This window comes from Priestia sp. BR_2 (assembly GCF_041954005.1).
Lineage (GTDB): Bacteria > Bacillota > Bacilli > Paenibacillales > Paenibacillaceae > Paenibacillus_AQ > Paenibacillus_AQ lautus_A.
On sequence record NZ_JAVFHM010000305.1, the window covers coordinates 1 to 18,189 of the forward strand.

Sequence of the window (18,189 nt, forward strand, 5' to 3'; positions counted from 1 at the left end):
TGTGGACTCTGACTGACCGCTACATACTTTACTTTCTTCGTGGCGTGGGTGAGATGTGATTACGGGTAGGCTTCTTTTGTTGTTCTTCGGTTCAGGGGTCGTACTTGGCGGCCACGCTTAGCTTGTTTTGATTTACTTTTAGGCGTTGTACATTGCGCCACGTTTAGCGTGTTGTGCGTTACGTGCGGGAGTTGTACATTGTGGAACGCTTCCTGTGTTGTGCTTACGTTCAGGAGTCGTACATTGCGGCCACGCTTAGCGTGTTGTGACTTACGTTCAGGCGTTGTACATTACGCCACGCTTCCCGTGTTGCGACTTACGTTCAGGCGTTGTACATTGCGCCACGTTTCCTGTTTTGCGACTTACGTTCAGGCGTTGTACATTGTGGCACGCTTCCTGTGTTGTGCTTACGTTCAGGAGTCGTACATTGCGGCCACGCTTAGCGTGTTGTGACTTACGTTCAGGCTTAGCGCCGACCAGCCATCCAAGCATGCCCCGAACCACGCATCGTGTTCACAGGGAGCACGATGTACAAAATAACTGCACATTAGCGGACTCAGCGGACCTTATTTTGATCAAAAGCGCCATTTTTCGAATATTGGCGGACATGAGGTCCGCTATTCACCGAATTAGGCTCTCATTTTTCGGATTATACGCTGCTTAACGGATCATGTGTCCGATAGATCCGGCAAACACGAGCCCATAGCGAAAATAACGGATCTGAGGTCCGATAGATACTGCTGCTGCCGTCCGTAACTCGTTCCGGCTTGCGGCTTGGAAGCTAAGGCAAGCTTTCGAAGCACGGCGTCTCCCACGCCACCGGTCCGTACCCGCTCCTCTCTCTACTCATGTCTAACGCCCCATAAACCCCTTCCCCTTCAGGAAGTCCTTCATGTGCAGCCTGACCGGCTCCGCCAGTCGTTTGGCCATAAGCTCCGACCAAGGAGCGCTGTTCTTGCCATGGGTGCGTTTGGACAAATAATCGGAAGAGATTCGGTCGTAGTTCTTCACTTCTTCCAGGGCCGCCGGATCATAGCTGTCACGGTGCAGGACAGCCTCCACCGGAAGCCGGGGACGCAGCCCCGGCTCCTGATCCGGGTACCCGAGGCACATGCCGAATACCGGATAAACCAAATCCGGGAGCTCCAATGCCTCGGAGAACTCCGCAATGGAGTTGCGGACTCCGCCGATATACACAATGCCAAGACCGAGCGATTCCGCCGCGATCGCGGCATTCTGCGCAGCCAAAGCGGCATCCACCGTGGCCACGATGAAATTCTCGGTCGAATCTTCGTACGTCTCTTGATCCGCCACATGCGCCTCTGCGCTTTTTTTCAAACGATACAGGTCCGCGCACCATACCAGAAATACCGGGCATTCCACGATATACGCCTGATTGCCCGCCAAAGCGGCCAACCGCTGCTTTTTCTCTGGTGAGGTCACGGCAATCACGCTGTATGCCTGGACGTTGCTTGAGGTCGATGCCATCTGGCCTGCTGCCACGACAGCCCTCAGCTGTTCCTCGGACACGGGCCGATCCGAATATTTACGAATCGATCGATGGTTCATCAGCAGTGAAATCGTGTCATTCATCGGGTATCCACTCCTTAGGCTCTTAAGAATCGCTCCATTTATTATGAAACTTCGGCTTGGGCAGTGCAAGCTTGATTGCCTGCAACCGCAGCGCAAAAAAGCCGGCATGCTGTCGATCGCCTTCAGCAGCCGGCTCTTATTTCAGCCAAAGTTCGCGGCTAGGGAATATGGCAGGAAGTCTGTCGTTAAGACACGATATCGTAGCCCTGCTCTTCAATCGCTTCCTTCAATGCGTCAAGGCTGACTTTGGTTTCGTCGTATTCGACGGCTACCGTGTTGGATGCAAGATCGACTTTGCCAGAAGCTCCCGCACTCTTCAGCGCGCCTTCCACCGAGTTTACGCAATGATTGCAGGACATGCCTTCCACCGTCAATGTCACTTGTTTCATGCTGTCGCCCTCCTATCGTAAAATGTCGTACATTATCACTTTACTATACCCCCCGTAGGTATGTAAAGTTGGCGAATTTGCTCCTTTCTGCAACAGAAACACGAAAAAAGTAGGAAGATTTATCCTTTTGATCTGTTATAATGTACATGAATCATAAGATTTATACAGGATGGGACAAGCTTTTTACTCCCCTCCGAAATTTTTCCATAAATTTTGATTATTGTTGCAGGAATTACCAATTCGCTGTCGAACTATCTTATTACAGAGATAACGAACTATGAAAGTAGGAACTCTATCATGGTATTTGACGGCATTATACTAGGGTTAATTGTCGGACTGATACGCGGCGGTTTCCGTCACGGACTGCAGCAATTCAGCAAGATCCGCCTGAAGGGCGGCCTCATCTTCCCAATTCTCCTGATCGTACAGCTGCTCATATTCCGTTTTCAAGCGAATTCCGACTGGCTGGCATCCGCAAGCAGCTACGTGTTTATGTTCATCTACGTCGCCGGCATGATCTTCCTTTGGATGAACCGGGACCAGAAGGGCTTTGGCAGCATCTTGGCCGGCGTCTTTCTCAATTTCCTCGTCATGGCGGTTAACGGCGGCAGAATGCCCGTATCGATGAGCGCCGCTTCCGTTCTGGATCCTTATTACGTGGACATGCTGAGCAACAGCACCGTTATCACCAAGCATTATCTGATGGACGCTTCTACCCGCCTTCCGTTCCTGGGTGACATTATACCGTTATCCCCGCCGTATCCAAGAACACAGGTGATCAGTATCGGAGATATCATCATGAACGTCGGCATCTTTCTCTACATTTTCAACCTGATGACCGTGGGGAAGAATACCGCCAACGTGCAAGCATTAGGACCGAAATCCGATACCAATGAACGTGTTGAACCACAAAATTGATCATACATCATACCACCTGGAAAGGAGGGAGAACTGTGAAGAAAACTGATAAAATCAAGTATTCCCGCATCGTATTGAATGCCATCATCGTTGCTTCTGTTGTTGTCGCTCTGACTTCCGGTTACAGATTCGGATAATCGACTTCCATAAGAAACAGGCTGGAAAATTCAGCCTGTTTTTTTACATCTTTTTCGTTGTTTTGCATCGCAATATACCTTAAAATGTGGAGAATACACCATTGATTTTATTGAGGAGAAATCATTTATGTCCATATTTAAGCGTCCTAGGTTCTCTCAAGGCTTTGCGGGACAGCTGTATTTTGTTTTTCTTTCTCTTCTGGGCTGTTCCACCTTCCTGCTGGTGCATCAAGGGGAAATCTTCCAATATACTCCTTCCCAGTGGGTATGGGTCTATGCGATGTTAGGCGCCGCCCTCATCTTAAACTACTTCACCTTCCAGCTGCCGCCAGAGGGTAATTTACAGTCCATGGATTCCTCTGTTTACCTGGCATGCATCTTTATCTATGGAGCACCGTTTGCGCTGTCCGTCATCCTGTTCGTCTCCCTTGCCATGGCGCTTTACGACAGAAAAATCCCCTTCTGGAAGCATTTTGTTAATTTCTCCGTGTATACCGTGATGATTGTCGGGTCCTCCTTCATTTTCAAAATGGCGGGCGGACAAGCAGGCCCTATTCACAATGATCAATTTGGTGCGTATGTTGCAGCGTTGGTTGTTTATTTTGTTATCAACGTATTCCTTGTCGGCTTCTACTATTACCTGTTATACAAGGGATCGTTATATGATATTTTGAAAACCTTCATGAAAGATACACTGCTTGTTTACCTCAGCACGCTCATTCTTTCGCTGGTTCTCTCCATACTCATCGTACATAACGGCGTTTTCGGGCTGACCCTGTTTATAGGTCTCAGCGTGATGCTGTCCTATTCCTTCAAGCAGCTCTTCACGATGTATAAACAGGTACAAGAAAAAGCCATCAAGGATCAACGAACCGGATTATACAATCACAGCTATTTCGAAAATTTGCTGGAAGACGAAATCAAGAAGGCCAAAACCAATGAAACGCCGTTGTCGCTGGCCATGATCGATATCGATGATTTCAAAAAATACAATGATCAATTCGGACACCTGAAAGGCGACATGCTGCTCGGATTTCTCGGCAATTACCTCAAGGTGGAATCCGAAACGGCCGAGGTGGTGGCCTCCCGCTTCGGCGGCGAGGAATTCACGATCCTGATGCCGGGTTATGATGACCATAGGGCACGTTCCTTCATTAACAGGCTCCGCAAAAAGCTGAACGATACCTATTTCGACGGCGTCGAGATTTTTCCGTCCGGCTGTCTCTCCTTCTCTGCCGGCGTTGCCTCGTACCGGATTGATATTCATGACAAGTCGCAGCTTGTCGAGCTTGCCGACCAAGCGCTGTATTATGCCAAGAAGCAGGGCAAAAACAACGTGCATGTATATGGAAGCGGCGCCGAAAAGGAATCCGAGATCGACTTTGCGGAGGACGTCCGCGACATCGAGCAGCAGCTGAAGCTGTTCCTGTATAAAGACGTGGATACGTTCAAGCACTCCAAACGGGTCTTCCGCTACGCCATGGACATCAGCGAAGTGCTTGGGCTTGACAGCGTGGAGCGCCGCAATTTTGTGCTCGGGGCGCTCATTCACGATATCGGCAAGCTGGAGATTCCTTGGGGAATCTTGAACAAACGGGACAAGCTGACAGCCGGCGAATGGGAAACCGTCAAACGGCATGTCAGCTGGGGCAAGCGCATCGCGGAAACGAACGAGAAGTTCAAGGAACTGGTTCCTTACATCGAACTGCATCATGAACGGTATGACGGCGGCGGCTATCCTCACGGCTTCAAGGGCAGCCAAATCCCCAAGCTGTGCCGGATGCTGACCATTATCGATTCCTTCGACGCGATGACAACCGAGCGGCCTTACCAGAAAACGAAAACCTTCGAGGAAGGGATTGAAGAGCTGCTCCGCTGCTCGGGCACGCAGTTCGATCCGGAGCTCGTTGAGCTGTTTATCCGTTATTTAAGGCTCAAAGCCGAAGCGCAGCAGCAGCCTGCAGCCGGCCTGGAGACCTCTTAAAGACCACCTCCCCTCTGCCTTTCTCATCTCTTGGGATGTTTGATACTTCCTCAAATAAGGTATAAAGGTAGTATCCAACTTAAATGAGGTGAGATCGGTGGCTGACAAGAAAAAGGATCTTCCGCTTCACAATGGTCCCGGCAACATGGATCACCCTGAACAATATCCGACGGAACAAGAAAGCCTGTTCGACAAATTCGAGAGCGAGCAGCATGTGGACCCGATTCCGATGGAAGACGCCAGGCTGGAGAGCCAGGAAGAAAAGCAGCGGGATGGCACGTCGAAGAAGCGTTCATCCAGCGACGATAAGTATCACAGCGGCTTTTAAAAATGGGACTGGCCTTATCACTGCAGCGTAACTTGAACTTATGGGCTCCGTTTTGGCGGAGCCTTTTTATTTCCCCGTTTTTTCTTTAATATAGAAGGGTATGTATTCTGAGCTAAACCCTAGAGATTATATAAAGAGTGGAGTGGACCCTTTGTTTTCCATATGGACTTTAAACCGTGTGCAGCGAAGGATGCTGTTGGTACTGATAGCAGCGGTTCTGGTGATGTCATGTTTGCTGGTGCTGACCGGTCTTCATGAACGTTCCCCCAGCATCAGCAGCGTGATCGAAGAACGGTATATCCAAAGTGCGGCCATGATCAGCCACCCCGGTGGAGACCTGGAAGAGCATGCCACCAGCGTCATGCCCGGTGTGCCGCTTATGATTGCCGGACTTACCGCCATATTCGGAAGCATGGAAGCTGCCCTGATCGGCTATCAGCTGCTCCAATGCTTCTTTCATGCATTTTCCGTCTACTTGGTGTTTGTGCTGTCCCGCTACATGTTCAATACGCGGATCGCTTTTCTCTCTTGCATGATTTATGCGCTATTCTGGCCGGCTTATGGCGCCGTTCGCCTGATCCTGCCGGATACGACCATGCAGACTTTGATGCTTCTTCTTGTCTGCGCCATCATCGGAGCGCTTGAATTGAAGCAGGCGGGATGGTACGCGGCTGCCGGCGCGCTTACGGCGCTTATGGCCTGCTACAATCTCCAGGCGCTGCTATATCCTGTATTGTTCATTGCCTTCTGGATCAAATACCGCAGTCCGGTCAAGATCGTAACCGGGGGGATCCTTCTCATTAGCGCGGGATACCTGCTCATCTTGTCTCCATGGTGGCTGAACATCCCACTGTTCAATAAATTGAGGTATATGTCCGGTCCGTGGAATCTCGCCGCGCTGTGGCTGGAATCCAGATACATCGAGGGCAATCCGTTGGTTCATCTGTTCCGAAGCATATTTGCGGGCCGCACCTCCAAATATGCGGCTGCCATCGGAAACGAGGAAGCAAGAAAAATCGTGCAATCCGCATTGGATGCAGTCCGTCTGGTCATGCTGTTTGCCGGGGTCGCCGGCATCATCTGGTCCGTCTGGAAATACCGTCTGAAGCGGCAGCTGCCGGTGCTGCTGACGCTGCTGTATTTCATTGCCGCCGAATGGCTCGTTCCGAGCCTGGACGGCACCGGATTTCCCTATGCGGTCTTCCTGCTGCTCTACGCGGCATTTCTCGCGGACAAAGCGATCATTTACGCGCATAGAACTCGCCTGCTTCGCAAATAAGCATCGCTCCCGAAGCCGGTCCGATCACGGTGGCCGCCTGCGCCTGAAAGCACTTTGATGTTGTGCTTTCAGGCGTTTTTTTCATATTTTTGTTGAACCTTTCAGATTGATAAAACGTCTATATTAGTATCGAAGCTTCCATACCTTCATGCCAGGAGGAATGACTGCATGAAATTAAACCGTAAATTCATGGCCATCCTTAGCATCGCCATAGCAAGCGTCCTGACGATAAGCACCATCCTGTACTTTACCGATGCTTCCGATCGCTCAGGCGGGAAGCACCGCATGAACGACAGCCTGAACGGTCAGGCGCTGATTCAAGTCGGCGCCACCTACATCACGCGTACACATTTAACCGCCTACAAGGATAACCTCACTAAGAGTGACACCCCCCTACCTGATGACTCCGCGATCCTTAGAGAAATGGCAGCAAAGGAATTGATGCTTCAGCTGGCTGACGAAGAGGGCGTTGCGGCAAGCCTGGAGGATGGGGCTCAGAGGGCAAGGCAGCTTCGAGAAACGCTCGAGCGCCAGCCGCGACAAGTGCAAGAGCAGCACTTGAGCATGCTGGATGCGATGGGCATCAGCGAAGATCAGTACTGGGAAGATTACTCCCCGCCGGAATATCGGGACATGCTATCGATCGAACGTTTCATGAATAAACGGACGACGGAAATGAAGACAAACCAGCCTGACGTCATAACCAGTACGAAGCAGCTGAAGGAAGATCTGCTGAAAAAGGCTGTCGATGAGCAGAGAATCGTCCTATTGGATCCGGATATTCAATGGAGATAACGCCGCATTGGTATATAATGGAGTAAAAGTCCATATGCGATCATGGGAGGATATTATGAAAAAACGTTTCTCTTCTGTTCCTGCTTTTGCACTCGGCGCGATCTTCGGCGTGGCGCTGACAGCCGGTACGGCCGTTGGTGCCGCCGTTTATCTGAAGGCATTTCCATCCCAATCCAAAATTGTGGTCAACGGATCGGAAGCCCGGCTGTCGGATTCTCCGGTAGTCATACAAAACAAGCTGTATGTCCCCGTGCGGGACTTCTCGGAAGCGCTTGGATATCGGGTCGGCTCCGTCGGTCCCGAGGGAATCGGAATTATTCCCCAATCCTCGAATGGAGAGGCGATCCCGGTCGGCCCGACTGCGCCTTCCGAGTCCGAAGGAGCGCCTGCTCACGAGCGTCATTTGGTGAAGAACCTCGGCAAGCTGATCGAAGTCAACGGCGAATTGAATATGCAAAAGATTTATATCGTTATCGCTGCCGGTGAAGCGAGGCTGTATTCGCAAGATGAAGCCACCGGCAACGGGCTGCTGCATTATTTGATTCTAGACGGCGATTCTTCCCTTTACGCCCCGTTTGTACAGATGGACGGCCAAGCCGGCGAGCTTGATTACAACCTGCCGAATTTCGAAGGTCAGACGCCGCTTCATCTGGCGGTCATCCACAAGAATGACTTCTACATCGACAAGCTGCTGAACCAGCACAAGGCAGATGCCTCCCTTCAAGACGCTTCCGGAAAGACGGCGCTGGACTATGCCGAAAAAGACAGCAAGCAGTACAAATTGCTTACGGCCTACATCAACAAGAACAGCCAGTGATGTCCGAATCTGCAGAGGCGTCGTGAGCCCCACCGTTTACGGCAGCCTCCTTCTCTATGCAGCCCTTCATATGCTATCGGAAGCCCGCTCATTTGGCGGGCTTTTGCCTTTTCTTTTGTTTTTTGCTTTTGCTTTTTGCTTTTGCTTTTGCGATTTACGGGTTAAAGCCCCGTGTCATTTTTTCACAGCCTAACTGTAACTTTATGCCCTGGTTATACGTGTGTTACATAGAGGGGAGGACATGAAACTGAACAGTCTGGAATCGATTTATCAATATTACGTGAAAGACGTGTATCGTTACTTGTACTCCCTCTCTTACGATCACCATACGGCCGAGGACCTGGTGCAGGAAACCTTTTACCGGGCTTATTTGTATCTCGAGGATTGTAAGGAAGAACGAATCAAGCCATGGCTGTTTCGGGTTGCCCATAACGCTTACGTGGACTATCAGCGCAAGGCGAGCCGCAGCATCGTCCGGGACGCAGAATTTTTCGATCAGATGATAGACCGGAATACGCCCGAGAACATCCTGCTCCAGCAAGAAGTCCACAGAGAAATCGGACGGATGCTGGCCGATATTCCGGAGAAGCAGCGGCAAGCGGTGCTCCTGGTCGATTTTCATCAATTCACCTACCAGGAGGCGGCGGATATTATGGGCATCACCTTATCCCATATCAAGATCACGTTATTTCGGGCCAGGCAGCGGCTGCGGGACATGAAACGAAAGGACGGGAATTTATGAGCGAAGAATTCAAGCAGCGGCTGAAGGACTATGCGGATGGCAAGCTGAATGACGAGGAAAAAAACGTAGTCGAACGGGAAATGGAGAAGCTGGAGGAATACCAGGCTTACGTGAACGAGATGATGGATAACGAGCGTTCGAGCGATGCCGGACCCCCGCATGCCGCTGACGGTCAGACCGGCCTCTCGCCCAAGAAAGAAAAGCGAATCGTTCGCCGGGGCAAATGGCGGGCCCGAATCTCCAATACGTTGACGGTGATATCGGCGTTTCTGGCGATATTCGTCATCAGCTCGATCATTACGGCGCTGTTTTACGGGGTCGGCGATCCCAGCCGCAACGATAAATATCGGGATGCCATCGCTTCCGCCATCTCGATCTCGAAACCTAATATCGATGTCCCGCTAAGCAGTCAGGGTAAAGCCTTCTTCATGCAGGAAATGTACGGGGATATGGTCAAGCAAGTCGGGAGTGAACGCGTGACCGTCGGCGAATACACCGTCAACTTCCTGTTCGGACTGCCCTCCGTCGATACGGATTGGAAGAATGGCAGCTCGGGTTCATCCCAGATTTTCTACCGGCCGGATAGCTCTGCGGAGACTTCTTCCGCGAATCAAGAAGAACCCAACGAACAATCAAAAGAGCAGAACGCTAGCGCCTCCTCCGCAAAGAGCGGTGATTGGTCCAGGCTTGAAAAGCTTCCCGAAGGCACCGTGGCCGAGGCTTATGTATCGTTTAACCGTTTCTTCACGACCGACGAACTGCTGAAGCAGTTCGAGAACCGGAATATGGAGGCCGTCTGGTTTGCCGTCGATACCGGGCCGGATGATCGATTCGGCGACGGAGACGGCGTAATCTCTCATCCTGCCGGCTTTCCTTCTTATCCCGTCTGGCATCATGACGATTTGACAGTGACCTCTTATCAGGAGCAAAAAACCGGATGGTTTAGCAAGACCACCCTCAGCGGGGGACAGTACCCTTCTGTAGACACCTACTGGGACGGGGAGCTGCGGAACGAGCACTTCCTCAAATCGCTGCGGCTTCTGCAGGAGTATGACCTGATTGCCGAACGGGTGGCTCCCTTCATTGACGTGGACGCTTCCGTAGCTTACGTGGAACAGAACGGCGTTCGCCTCTACGGTGCCGTCATTACCGGCCCTGTCAAAGAGCTGCTGACCTTGCGCGAGGTATCCTGGGTCCACGATCTGCGGGTCGGGGAAGTGCGGCTGTGGAATTGGATCGAGTGATGGTCGATGGCGAGTGCCCTATACTGCAACTGGCTGACGAACATGAAATGAGGGTCGACAGCCATCCAAGCATGCCCCGGCCACGCTCCGTGCGTACAGGGATCGATGCGCACGTTATACAAGATGACTATTAGGGCGCAGATATCCCGGACTTCTTCCTTCATGGCAAGTCCGGGATTTTTCCTTAGTCATATAAAAGATTCAGTTCATGAATGATCCCTGCTGCCTGCGCTTGCCTCGTGGTGTGACCATTGCTCCATCTGCTGCTTCTTCTCCCGCTCCTCCCGGACTCGGCGGTCCCTCTCCATCGCGTCAGCAATATAATCGCGCGGTTTCAGCTTGCTGTTGATGTTCAGCAAAATGCCGATCATGATGAGCTGCAGCAAAGCAATAACAACCAGCATGACATCCCTCCTCCTACATGGATTATGGATACTCTTGAACATTCCTACTTAATATAACACCTTCTCCCTCTATCAAGTTGGGAGTGAAGCTTATTGCTCATAGCCCTCATGAACGATGATTCATGCCATGAATCATAAGAGCTTCGCCCATGCGTTTACCCATATCCTGCACTTTGCCAGACTTCCGAGAATCCGTTAAACTGGTAAGACGATAAACGAAATACGAAATGATTGGTGAATTTCATGACATCCATACCCTTTTATAAACGCCCGTACGGCGGTGAGCGTCAGGATATTCCGTTTGCGAAGCTGGCTTCCTTCGAGAACAGCCGGGACCTGATCCGCGATGACGCGCCGGATGCGGCTTTTTTTCGCGGCTTGGAATCCCAGGGACTGCTGCTGAACCGCGCCCAGATCCAAGCCGTACGACATACGCAAGGACCGCTGCTTACGCTTGCCGGCGCAGGCTCCGGCAAAACCTCCGTGCTGGTCAGCCGGACAGGCTACCTCATTGCCGCCAAGAGCGTCGACCCTTCTTCCATCCTGCTTGTCACCTTCTCCTCCAAGGCGGCGGCCGAGATGAAGGAACGCATCATGGCGCTTCCCGGCTTGAGGTCCAGCGAAACCGCCAAGGTAACGGCCAGAACCTTCCATTCCTTCTTCCTGTACTTGCTGCGAACCCGCGGCTACAAGCAGGAAATCCTGAGCAACGCCAGGCATCAGCAATTTATCATGAAGCGCATCCTGCGGGAAATGGGCTTGCAAGATAGCTACGAAGCCGAGACGCTGCTATCGCTGTGGTCCGCCCACCGGATGAGTATGACCGGACTTGACGAGCTGCCTGTCAAAACGCCTGCCGAGGTTGAGCAGCGGCAGATTTTTGCCCGGTATGAAGCATGGAAGGAAGAGCATGGCCAGATGGATTTCGACGACATTCTGGTCTTGTCCTATCGTCTGCTGTCCCATGATTCCGGACTGCTCGCCTCCCTTCAGAGGCGGTACCGTTATGTCATGGTCGACGAGTTTCAGGATACGGGACTGCTGCCTTATGAGCTGCTCAAAAAAATCGTCGCCCCGCACCGCAATTTAATGGTTGTGGGTGACGATGACCAGACCATATACGGCTTCAACGGGGCGCGCAACGAATTCATCCTGGAATTCGACCAGACGTTTCCCGGGGCCAAGGTCGTGACGCTCGATATTAATTACCGCTCCCTCTCCTCGATCGTCGGGCTGGGGAACGAAATTATCCGCGTCAATGAACGGCGGCGCCCCAAGCAGCTGCGGTCGACCCGCAAGAGCAGCAGCGTGCCGCTCTACCTTCGACCCGGCGATCCCGATCAAGAAGCGGAGCTGCTGCTGACCCATATCACCGAGCAGGTCCGGGAGCACGGGAAGCAGTACCGCGACCATGCCATTCTCTATCGCACCGCAAACAACAGCCGGGCGATCTTCGAGCAGCTCGTGATGCGGGAAATCCCGTTCATACATTATGAGAATGGGGATCTGTTCTACGAGCAGTGGATCGTCAAACCGCTCATGGATCATCTGCGGCTGTCGCTGGACCGGCGCAATTTCACGGCGATGGAGGGCATGCTTCATACGCTGTACATCAACCGCGACAAGGGCATGGCTTTCATCCGGCAGCAGGATGCTCCGCGGCCCAAGAAAGGGCCTCTGTCGCACCTCCTCTCCTTCCCCGGGCTGAAGGATTTCCAGATCGAGAATATAAGGGAACGCTCCAAGCTCATCAAGAGCCTGAAGGCGATGGAGCCCCTTCAGGCCGTGCAGGAAATGAGACGCCAATTCTACGACAAATTCCTGGAGGCCGACGAGCGGCAGGAGATCACCCTCCATAAGGAATTCATTCAAGAAGGGCTGGATGAACTGGAGGCTTCCGCGAAGCGCTTTGGCGATATCGCTGAATTCGTCGGATTTGTCGACCGGCTGATCATCATCCATAAGGAAATGGCGGCCATGAAACGGGATGAGCATGCCGATGCCGTCCGCTTAATGACCATCCATAAATCCAAGGGGCTGGAATTTCCCTCCGTGTGCCTGATCGGAGCTAGCGAGGGCATTCTGCCGCATACGTCCGCTTTGGACGCTGAGCGCAGGGACGATCAGCGCCCGCTGTCTGACAAAGAGGATAAGGCCTTGGATGCGCTGGAAGAGGAACGCAGATTGGCTTATGTAGCCATCACCAGAGCACGGGATGAACTGGTGATCAGCTCCCCGGGCTTTTATCGCGGACGGAAAGCGGAGGTTTCCCGCTTCTTCCGGGACGTGTTCCTCACGGATGAACAGAGCAAACAGGGCAACAGCATACCGAACAAGGGCGCAGGGTCAGCGGCCCGCACAGCCTTTACGGCGCAACGTACGATCCGCATAGAAACCTCGGCCAAGCCTTCATCGCCTTCCGCTTCTGCCGGACGAAGGACCGGGAGCGCCGTTAACCAGACGAGCCAACGTTTCGGTTCAGGTTCACGGTCAGGGTCGAGCTCTGCTCCCGAGCCGCAGTCTCCGGCTGCTCCCGCAGCGACGGAAATCGTCGACGTATGGCTGTGCACCAGCCCTAATTGCAAGGGCTGGCAGCGAGTCAACGCACGTATCCCTGTTAACACAAGGGATCGGGAGAGCAAGTCCTGTCCATTATGCCAGGCACCCATGAAACAGGGTCGCAAAGAAGTCCCGGTGCATCACAGGCGCTAGGGGCAATTCGTTCTACTAAATAGCTCGATTTACAAAGCGGTTAGGTGAAACATAGCGGTTTCTGGAATCATGAATACAACGATTATCGCAGCTTTTGCCATTCCTACGCAGCATGATACCCGCCTGAATGAATTGTCGTGCCGCAAGCGCACGTCGATGTCCCCAAACCCGAAGCCTGTTATCGCAGGCCTCGGGTTTTTGACATTCCAAGACGGCATAACGATAGTAGGCTTTCCATTGCATAACGGATCGGCTCAGTCAGGATTCCGGTTTTATTTTTCCGATGCCGCAAATAAATATGGAAGCGTATACAGAATGCGTTACAATGGACATAAGAGATCATCTTATTTCATGTTTTGATACATACCGAGGAGGAATGCCGTCATGATTAAAGGAATTGCCCATCTGGCGTTCGATGTTGCCGATATGGAGAAATCCCTGCATTTTTACTGTGATGTGCTTGGTTTTACCCGTGCTTTTGATATTCCCAATGATCAGGGCGAACCGTGGATCGAGTACATTAAGGTGCGTGATGGACAGTTTATCGAGCTGTTTTACGGCGGACAAAATAAACCGGCCCGTGTAGAGCGGCCCGTCGGATTCTCCCATCTCTGCCTTGAGGTGGAAGACATCGAGCGCATCGCGGAGCATCTTCGCAAGCAGGGCGTGAAGCTGGACGTTGAGCCGGTTCAAGGAAAAGACTTCAACTGGCAGTGCTGGGCCAGGGACCCGGACGGCAACCGGATCGAATTCATGCAGCTGGATCCGAAATCGCCCCAGATGAACTGTTAGTCGCTGCCATCGCCAGCCGTATCTCTGTCATACCTCACCCGAGGCCCCTGTCGATACAAGCCTCCGCTTGATCGTTGTGCACTACCACACGAAACATGCAGAGCTGAAAAATTTCCGCACCACGCAGCCGCTTCCCGAAACGAATCTGCCGACAAAGGCCTTGACTGCAACGGCATTCCGGCGGTTGTCGCCCGATAATATCAAGGTCATCCCGTATACAGGGTTGACCTTGTTTTTTCTTGTGCAAAATGTAGAGACAGGCCTTGCATTCAACATCTTGCCAACTTCTGTTAATCCGGCTACAATATAACCACCGAATTATTCAAATTTGAATAATATGTACATAGTTGAATAAGGAAAAGGAGTATCCTTAACATGAATGCACAACAAAGCAACATCAAATTGGTCGTGGCCGGATTGCTGCTCGGCATCTTCATGGCCGCCATCGATAACACGATTGTAGCGACCGCGTTATCGACGATTATCCGCGATCTTCAAGGCTTCGACCAAGTCGTCTGGGTAACCTCGATCTACATGGTTGCCGTTATGGCCGGCACGCCGATATTCGGCAAGCTGTCCGATATGTACGGACGGAAGCGGTTCTTTATCTTCGGACTGGTTGTCTTCCTGATTGGTTCTGCCCTCTGCGGGATGGCAAACAATATGACAGAGCTTATTATTTACCGGGCGATTCAAGGAATCGGCGGCGGTGCTCTTATGCCGATTGCCTTTACCATCGTGTTTGACCTGTTCCCGCCGGAGAAGCGCGGCAAGATGACAGGTCTGCTCGGCGCCGTATTCGGCACCTCCAGCATCATGGGACCGCTGCTGGGTGCTTTTATCACCGACAGCATCGGCTGGGAATGGATATTCTATGTCAACGTTCCGATCGGAATCGTGTCCTTTATCTTCATTATGACGTCTTACAAGGAATCGCGTTCCCATGCCAAACAGAAGATCGATTGGACCGGGGCAGCGACGCTTGTTGGCGCGATCATCTGCTTGATGTTCGGTCTGGAGCTGGGCGGGCAAACCTATGCATGGGATTCCCCGCAAATTCTGGGCTTGTTCGGGGGATTCATTGCTTTGTTTATCGTGTTTCTGTTCGCAGAGACCCGAGCAGCCGAACCCATTATTTCGTTCCAAATGTTCCGTAAACGCCTGTTTGCTTCAAGCAATATCGTTGCCTTGTTCTATGGAGCAACGTTTATCGTGGCAACCATCTACATCCCGATCTTCGTCAGCGGAGTGTACGGTGGATCGGCAACCAATTCGGGCCTCATTCTGATGCCGATGATGCTCGGCAGCGTATTCGGGAGCCAAGGTGGCGGTATGCTGACGACCCGGACTTCGTTTAGAAACATCATGATTCTGTCCGTCTTGTGCTTTATCACAGGCATTTTCTGCCTGAGCACGATCAGCCCGGATACGCCGCGCTACCTGTTAACGCTCTTCATGGTCCTGACCGGCTTTGGCGTCGGGTTCTCGTTCTCCACGCTCAGCATGGCCTCCATCCATAACTTTGATGCCAGACAGCGGGGCGCGGCAACATCGACGAACTCCTTCCTTCGTTCCTTCGGCATGACGGTGGGGATTACAATCTTCGGGATCATCCAGCGCAACGGCCTGAACAACCGGCTCGCGGAAGCCGGAGGTAACGCGCCGGCCGGTGCCGAGTTAAACGCGGATGCCGTCCTTTCGCCTGAAGTGATGGGGCAGCTCCCACCGAACGTGCGCGAACAGATCACGGCTTCATTGGCCGATTCCATCGCGAACACGTTCATGTGGGCGCTTGTGCCGGCGGTGCTGGCGCTTGTGTTCGTCCTTATGATGGGCAACGAACGGGTGACCGTTCCCGCCAAAGCCCCCGCCAAAGCCAAGGGAGCCTGATGGCATGTCCATGAAGCTGGCCATCCTGGGCTTGCTGCTGGAAGGAGACCATCATCCGTACGAGATCCGGATCAAGATGAAAGACCGGGGCATGGATCAATATACCAAGCTCCAGATGGGCTCCCTTTATTACGCGGTGGACCGGCTCGCCAAGGAAGGATATATCGAGGCCGTGGAAACCATCCAAAGCGACAGCCGTCCGGATAAAACCATCTACCGGATCACGGAATCCGGACGCAAGCTTTTTGAACAGCTGCTGTTCAAGAAATTCAGGGACATCGAGCCCGTGCACCACCCGCTGTATATGGCGCTGCCCTTCTCGCGCCACGCAGACCCCGCCGTTCTGGCCCCGATCCTGCAGACCCGGATCCGGGAAGCCGAACACCGGGTGAACCAGGCGTACCAACTATACGTGGAGCATCAGCATATCGTCCCCCGCAGCACGCAGCACCTGATGATCGGGATGTATGAGCACGCCAAGACCGACCTGAACTGGTTAAGACGGCTGCATGAGGACCTGGTGCATGGGAAACTCGGCACGATCGGCGAGCCGTTGTTTCCCGAGGACGACCAGGAAGGACGATAATGCCAAGGGGGCTTTCCACCTGCTATTGAATACGCAAAAAAAGCGAACACTTCCCTCACTCAGGGTTGGTGCTCGCTTTTTTATATGAAAACGAAATTTAGAACAGGAACTCATCCGGGTTGGAGCCGAAACGTTTGTTTTGGTTCAAGCCGTCAATGGCCGCCATATCTTCTGCGGAAAGCTCGAAATCGAAGATGCCGGCGTTTTCACGGATCCGATGATCTTTAATCGATTTCGGAATGACGATGACGCCGTTCTGAATGTCCCAGCGCAGAATGACTTGCGCCGTGGTTTTTCCGTATTTCTCCGCGATCTTAGCCAGCGCCGGTTGATCGAGGTTGCCCTGCATCAACGGGCTCCAAGCTTCCAGAACGATATGATTCTCGCGTGCATAGCCCAGCAGCTCCTTCTGGGAAAGCAGCGGATGCAATTCCACTTGGTTGACGACAGGTACCACGCCGGTATCCTCAATGATATGCTGCAGGTGGCGGATTTGGAAATTGCTGACGCCAATGGAACGAACGAGGCCTTCTTTTTGCAGATGAATCAATGCCTTCCACGTCTCGAGGTATTTATCTTTACCCGGCCAGTGCACGAGATATAAATCAACGATATCCAGCCCCAGCTTCTTGCGGCTCGTCTCAAAAGCTTGCAGCGTCTTCTCATAACCCTGGTCATCGTTCCATACCTTGGTGGTGATGAACAGCTCGTCCCGCGAAACTCCGGATTCGCGAATGGCTTGCCCTACGCCCTCTTCATTGCCGTAGATGGCAGCGGTATCGATGCTGCGGTACCCTGCAGCGATTGCTGATTTTACGGACTGAATAACCTCTTCGCCTTCTTTGGTCTTCCATACGCCAAGGCCCAGCCACGGCATTTTTACGCCGTCATTCAAAGTAGGTCCATCGGTAAAAGTTTGATTGGCCATTCTGAAATCCCTCCTGTTTATGTAATGCAGCGGATATTTGGCCGCTTATTCCAGTATATCAAAATCCCAGTATCCCGCTCAACGTTACAGCCCTTGCAAGGGCTGCGGACATTTTTTAACTAATCCCATCATTCATCGCCAAAAAGGGCCGTCCTATGGGCAGCATGCTGCTATAGGCTCGGCCCTTTATTAATCGTTACGGCATTTGCATGTAACCTATCGTTTTAAACCTTGCGTCTAAAAATACCGAAGGTCAGCAGCCCGCATGCCGCCAGAAACAGATACGGCCCAGCGGCCGCTCCTCTGATCGTCTCTCCAAAAAAATCAATGGTCTTGGACGACACGTACATCATGGTCAGGAAAATAGCGACCAGCGCAAAGGCGTAGGCAATCAGCTTGTTCATCTTCTTCTCGCGAACCACTTTCAAAAACGGATAGATGAAACATACGATGAACAACACGCCGCCCTGCATAAAGCCGTTCTCCGCAGCCACGCCGATATCCAGCCATTTAAAAAAGAAAGAGGCTATCGCCAAACAGGTTGCGATAAAAATAAATTTGCTCCCCAGATCCCACTGTTTAAACCGAAATTTCATCCATGTACACTCCCCTAGTGTCAATCCCCGGATGCCCAGCACCCTTCGATAAACT

General features: G+C 52.3%; 17 protein-coding genes. 12 read left to right on the forward strand and 5 right to left on the reverse strand.

The window, feature by feature from the left end; all coding sequences use genetic code 11:
* Nucleotides 1-852: 852 nt before the first annotated feature.
* Together nfsA and RB298_RS25665 are read right to left on the reverse strand one after the other, a co-directional pair.
* Nucleotides 853-1,593, reverse strand: a complete 741-nt coding sequence (nfsA, locus tag RB298_RS25660; RefSeq protein ID WP_375121182.1) for an oxygen-insensitive NADPH nitroreductase — start codon at nucleotides 1,591-1,593, stop codon at nucleotides 853-855.
* 185 nt (nucleotides 1,594-1,778) lie between these two features.
* Nucleotides 1,779-1,982, reverse strand: a complete 204-nt coding sequence (locus RB298_RS25665) for a cation transporter (protein WP_009594149.1) — start codon at nucleotides 1,980-1,982, stop codon at nucleotides 1,779-1,781.
* A 297-nt stretch (nucleotides 1,983-2,279) separates the two neighbouring features.
* Here RB298_RS25665 and RB298_RS25670 point away from each other — a divergent pair, with 297 nt between their 5' ends.
* From RB298_RS25670 to RB298_RS25705, 8 genes are all read left to right on the forward strand, one after another.
* A complete protein-coding gene (locus RB298_RS25670; RefSeq protein WP_009594161.1) occupies nucleotides 2,280-2,900 on the forward strand; it encodes a DUF5317 domain-containing protein in 621 nt (206 codons plus the stop codon).
* A gap of 264 nt (nucleotides 2,901-3,164) precedes the next feature.
* Entirely contained in the window at nucleotides 3,165-5,021 is a 1,857-nt protein-coding gene (locus tag RB298_RS25675; protein WP_096774673.1) for a bifunctional diguanylate cyclase/phosphohydrolase, read from the forward strand.
* A 97-nt stretch (nucleotides 5,022-5,118) separates the two neighbouring features.
* A complete protein-coding gene (locus RB298_RS25680) occupies nucleotides 5,119-5,349 on the forward strand; it encodes a hypothetical protein (protein ID WP_486049175.1) in 231 nt (76 codons plus the stop codon).
* Nucleotides 5,350-5,491: 142 nt separating this feature from the next.
* Nucleotides 5,492-6,628 carry an ArnT family glycosyltransferase gene (locus RB298_RS25685; RefSeq protein WP_404563605.1) on the forward strand — a complete coding sequence of 379 codons (1,137 nt, stop codon included), beginning with the start codon at nucleotides 5,492-5,494 and terminating at the stop codon, nucleotides 6,626-6,628.
* A 168-nt stretch (nucleotides 6,629-6,796) separates the two neighbouring features.
* Nucleotides 6,797-7,423 carry a hypothetical protein gene (locus RB298_RS25690; RefSeq protein WP_486049177.1) on the forward strand — a complete coding sequence of 209 codons (627 nt, stop codon included), beginning with the start codon at nucleotides 6,797-6,799 and terminating at the stop codon, nucleotides 7,421-7,423.
* Nucleotides 7,424-7,478: 55 nt separating this feature from the next.
* The gene (locus RB298_RS25695; RefSeq protein ID WP_096774931.1) at nucleotides 7,479-8,240 is read left to right on the forward strand and encodes a stalk domain-containing protein; all 762 of its coding nucleotides are present in this window, start codon (nucleotides 7,479-7,481) and stop codon (nucleotides 8,238-8,240) included.
* A 241-nt stretch (nucleotides 8,241-8,481) separates the two neighbouring features.
* The gene (locus tag RB298_RS25700) at nucleotides 8,482-8,982 is read left to right on the forward strand and encodes a sigma-70 family RNA polymerase sigma factor (RefSeq protein WP_096774676.1); all 501 of its coding nucleotides are present in this window, start codon (nucleotides 8,482-8,484) and stop codon (nucleotides 8,980-8,982) included.
* The gene (locus RB298_RS25705) at nucleotides 8,979-10,226 is read left to right on the forward strand and encodes an anti-sigma factor (RefSeq protein WP_486049180.1); all 1,248 of its coding nucleotides are present in this window, start codon (nucleotides 8,979-8,981) and stop codon (nucleotides 10,224-10,226) included. The genes RB298_RS25700 and RB298_RS25705 overlap by 4 nt, the downstream gene beginning before the upstream one ends.
* Before the next feature lie 206 nt (nucleotides 10,227-10,432).
* Here RB298_RS25705 and RB298_RS25710 read toward each other — a convergent pair whose 3' ends face one another.
* On the reverse strand, nucleotides 10,433-10,630 hold the full coding sequence (locus RB298_RS25710; RefSeq protein ID WP_486049182.1) for a hypothetical protein: 198 nt from the start codon (nucleotides 10,628-10,630) through the stop codon (nucleotides 10,433-10,435).
* A 243-nt stretch (nucleotides 10,631-10,873) separates the two neighbouring features.
* Here RB298_RS25710 and RB298_RS25715 point away from each other — a divergent pair, with 243 nt between their 5' ends.
* The 4 genes from RB298_RS25715 (at nucleotide 10,874) to RB298_RS25730 (ending at nucleotide 16,610) form a co-directional block, all read left to right on the forward strand.
* Nucleotides 10,874-13,342 (forward strand): UvrD-helicase domain-containing protein, encoded by a 2,469-nt coding sequence (locus tag RB298_RS25715; RefSeq protein WP_486049183.1) that lies wholly within the window; start codon nucleotides 10,874-10,876, stop codon nucleotides 13,340-13,342.
* 384 nt (nucleotides 13,343-13,726) lie between these two features.
* Complete coding sequence (locus RB298_RS25720) at nucleotides 13,727-14,134, forward strand: VOC family protein (RefSeq protein ID WP_192569872.1); 408 nt, start codon at nucleotides 13,727-13,729, stop codon at nucleotides 14,132-14,134.
* Between the two features lie 375 nt (nucleotides 14,135-14,509).
* Complete coding sequence (locus RB298_RS25725; RefSeq protein WP_096774682.1) at nucleotides 14,510-16,024, forward strand: MDR family MFS transporter; 1,515 nt, start codon at nucleotides 14,510-14,512, stop codon at nucleotides 16,022-16,024.
* A 4-nt stretch (nucleotides 16,025-16,028) separates the two neighbouring features.
* Entirely contained in the window at nucleotides 16,029-16,610 is a 582-nt protein-coding gene (locus tag RB298_RS25730) for a PadR family transcriptional regulator (protein ID WP_486049186.1), read from the forward strand.
* Nucleotides 16,611-16,707: 97 nt separating this feature from the next.
* Here the strand turns inward: RB298_RS25730 and RB298_RS25735 are convergent, their stop codons facing one another.
* Together RB298_RS25735 and RB298_RS25740 are read right to left on the reverse strand one after the other, a co-directional pair.
* Nucleotides 16,708-17,538, reverse strand: coding sequence for an aldo/keto reductase (locus RB298_RS25735; protein ID WP_375121196.1), 831 nt, complete (start codon nucleotides 17,536-17,538; stop codon nucleotides 16,708-16,710).
* Nucleotides 17,539-17,762: 224 nt separating this feature from the next.
* A complete protein-coding gene (locus RB298_RS25740; RefSeq protein ID WP_012818768.1) occupies nucleotides 17,763-18,134 on the reverse strand; it encodes a hypothetical protein in 372 nt (123 codons plus the stop codon).
* Between the last annotated feature and the right edge of the window lie 55 nt (nucleotides 18,135-18,189).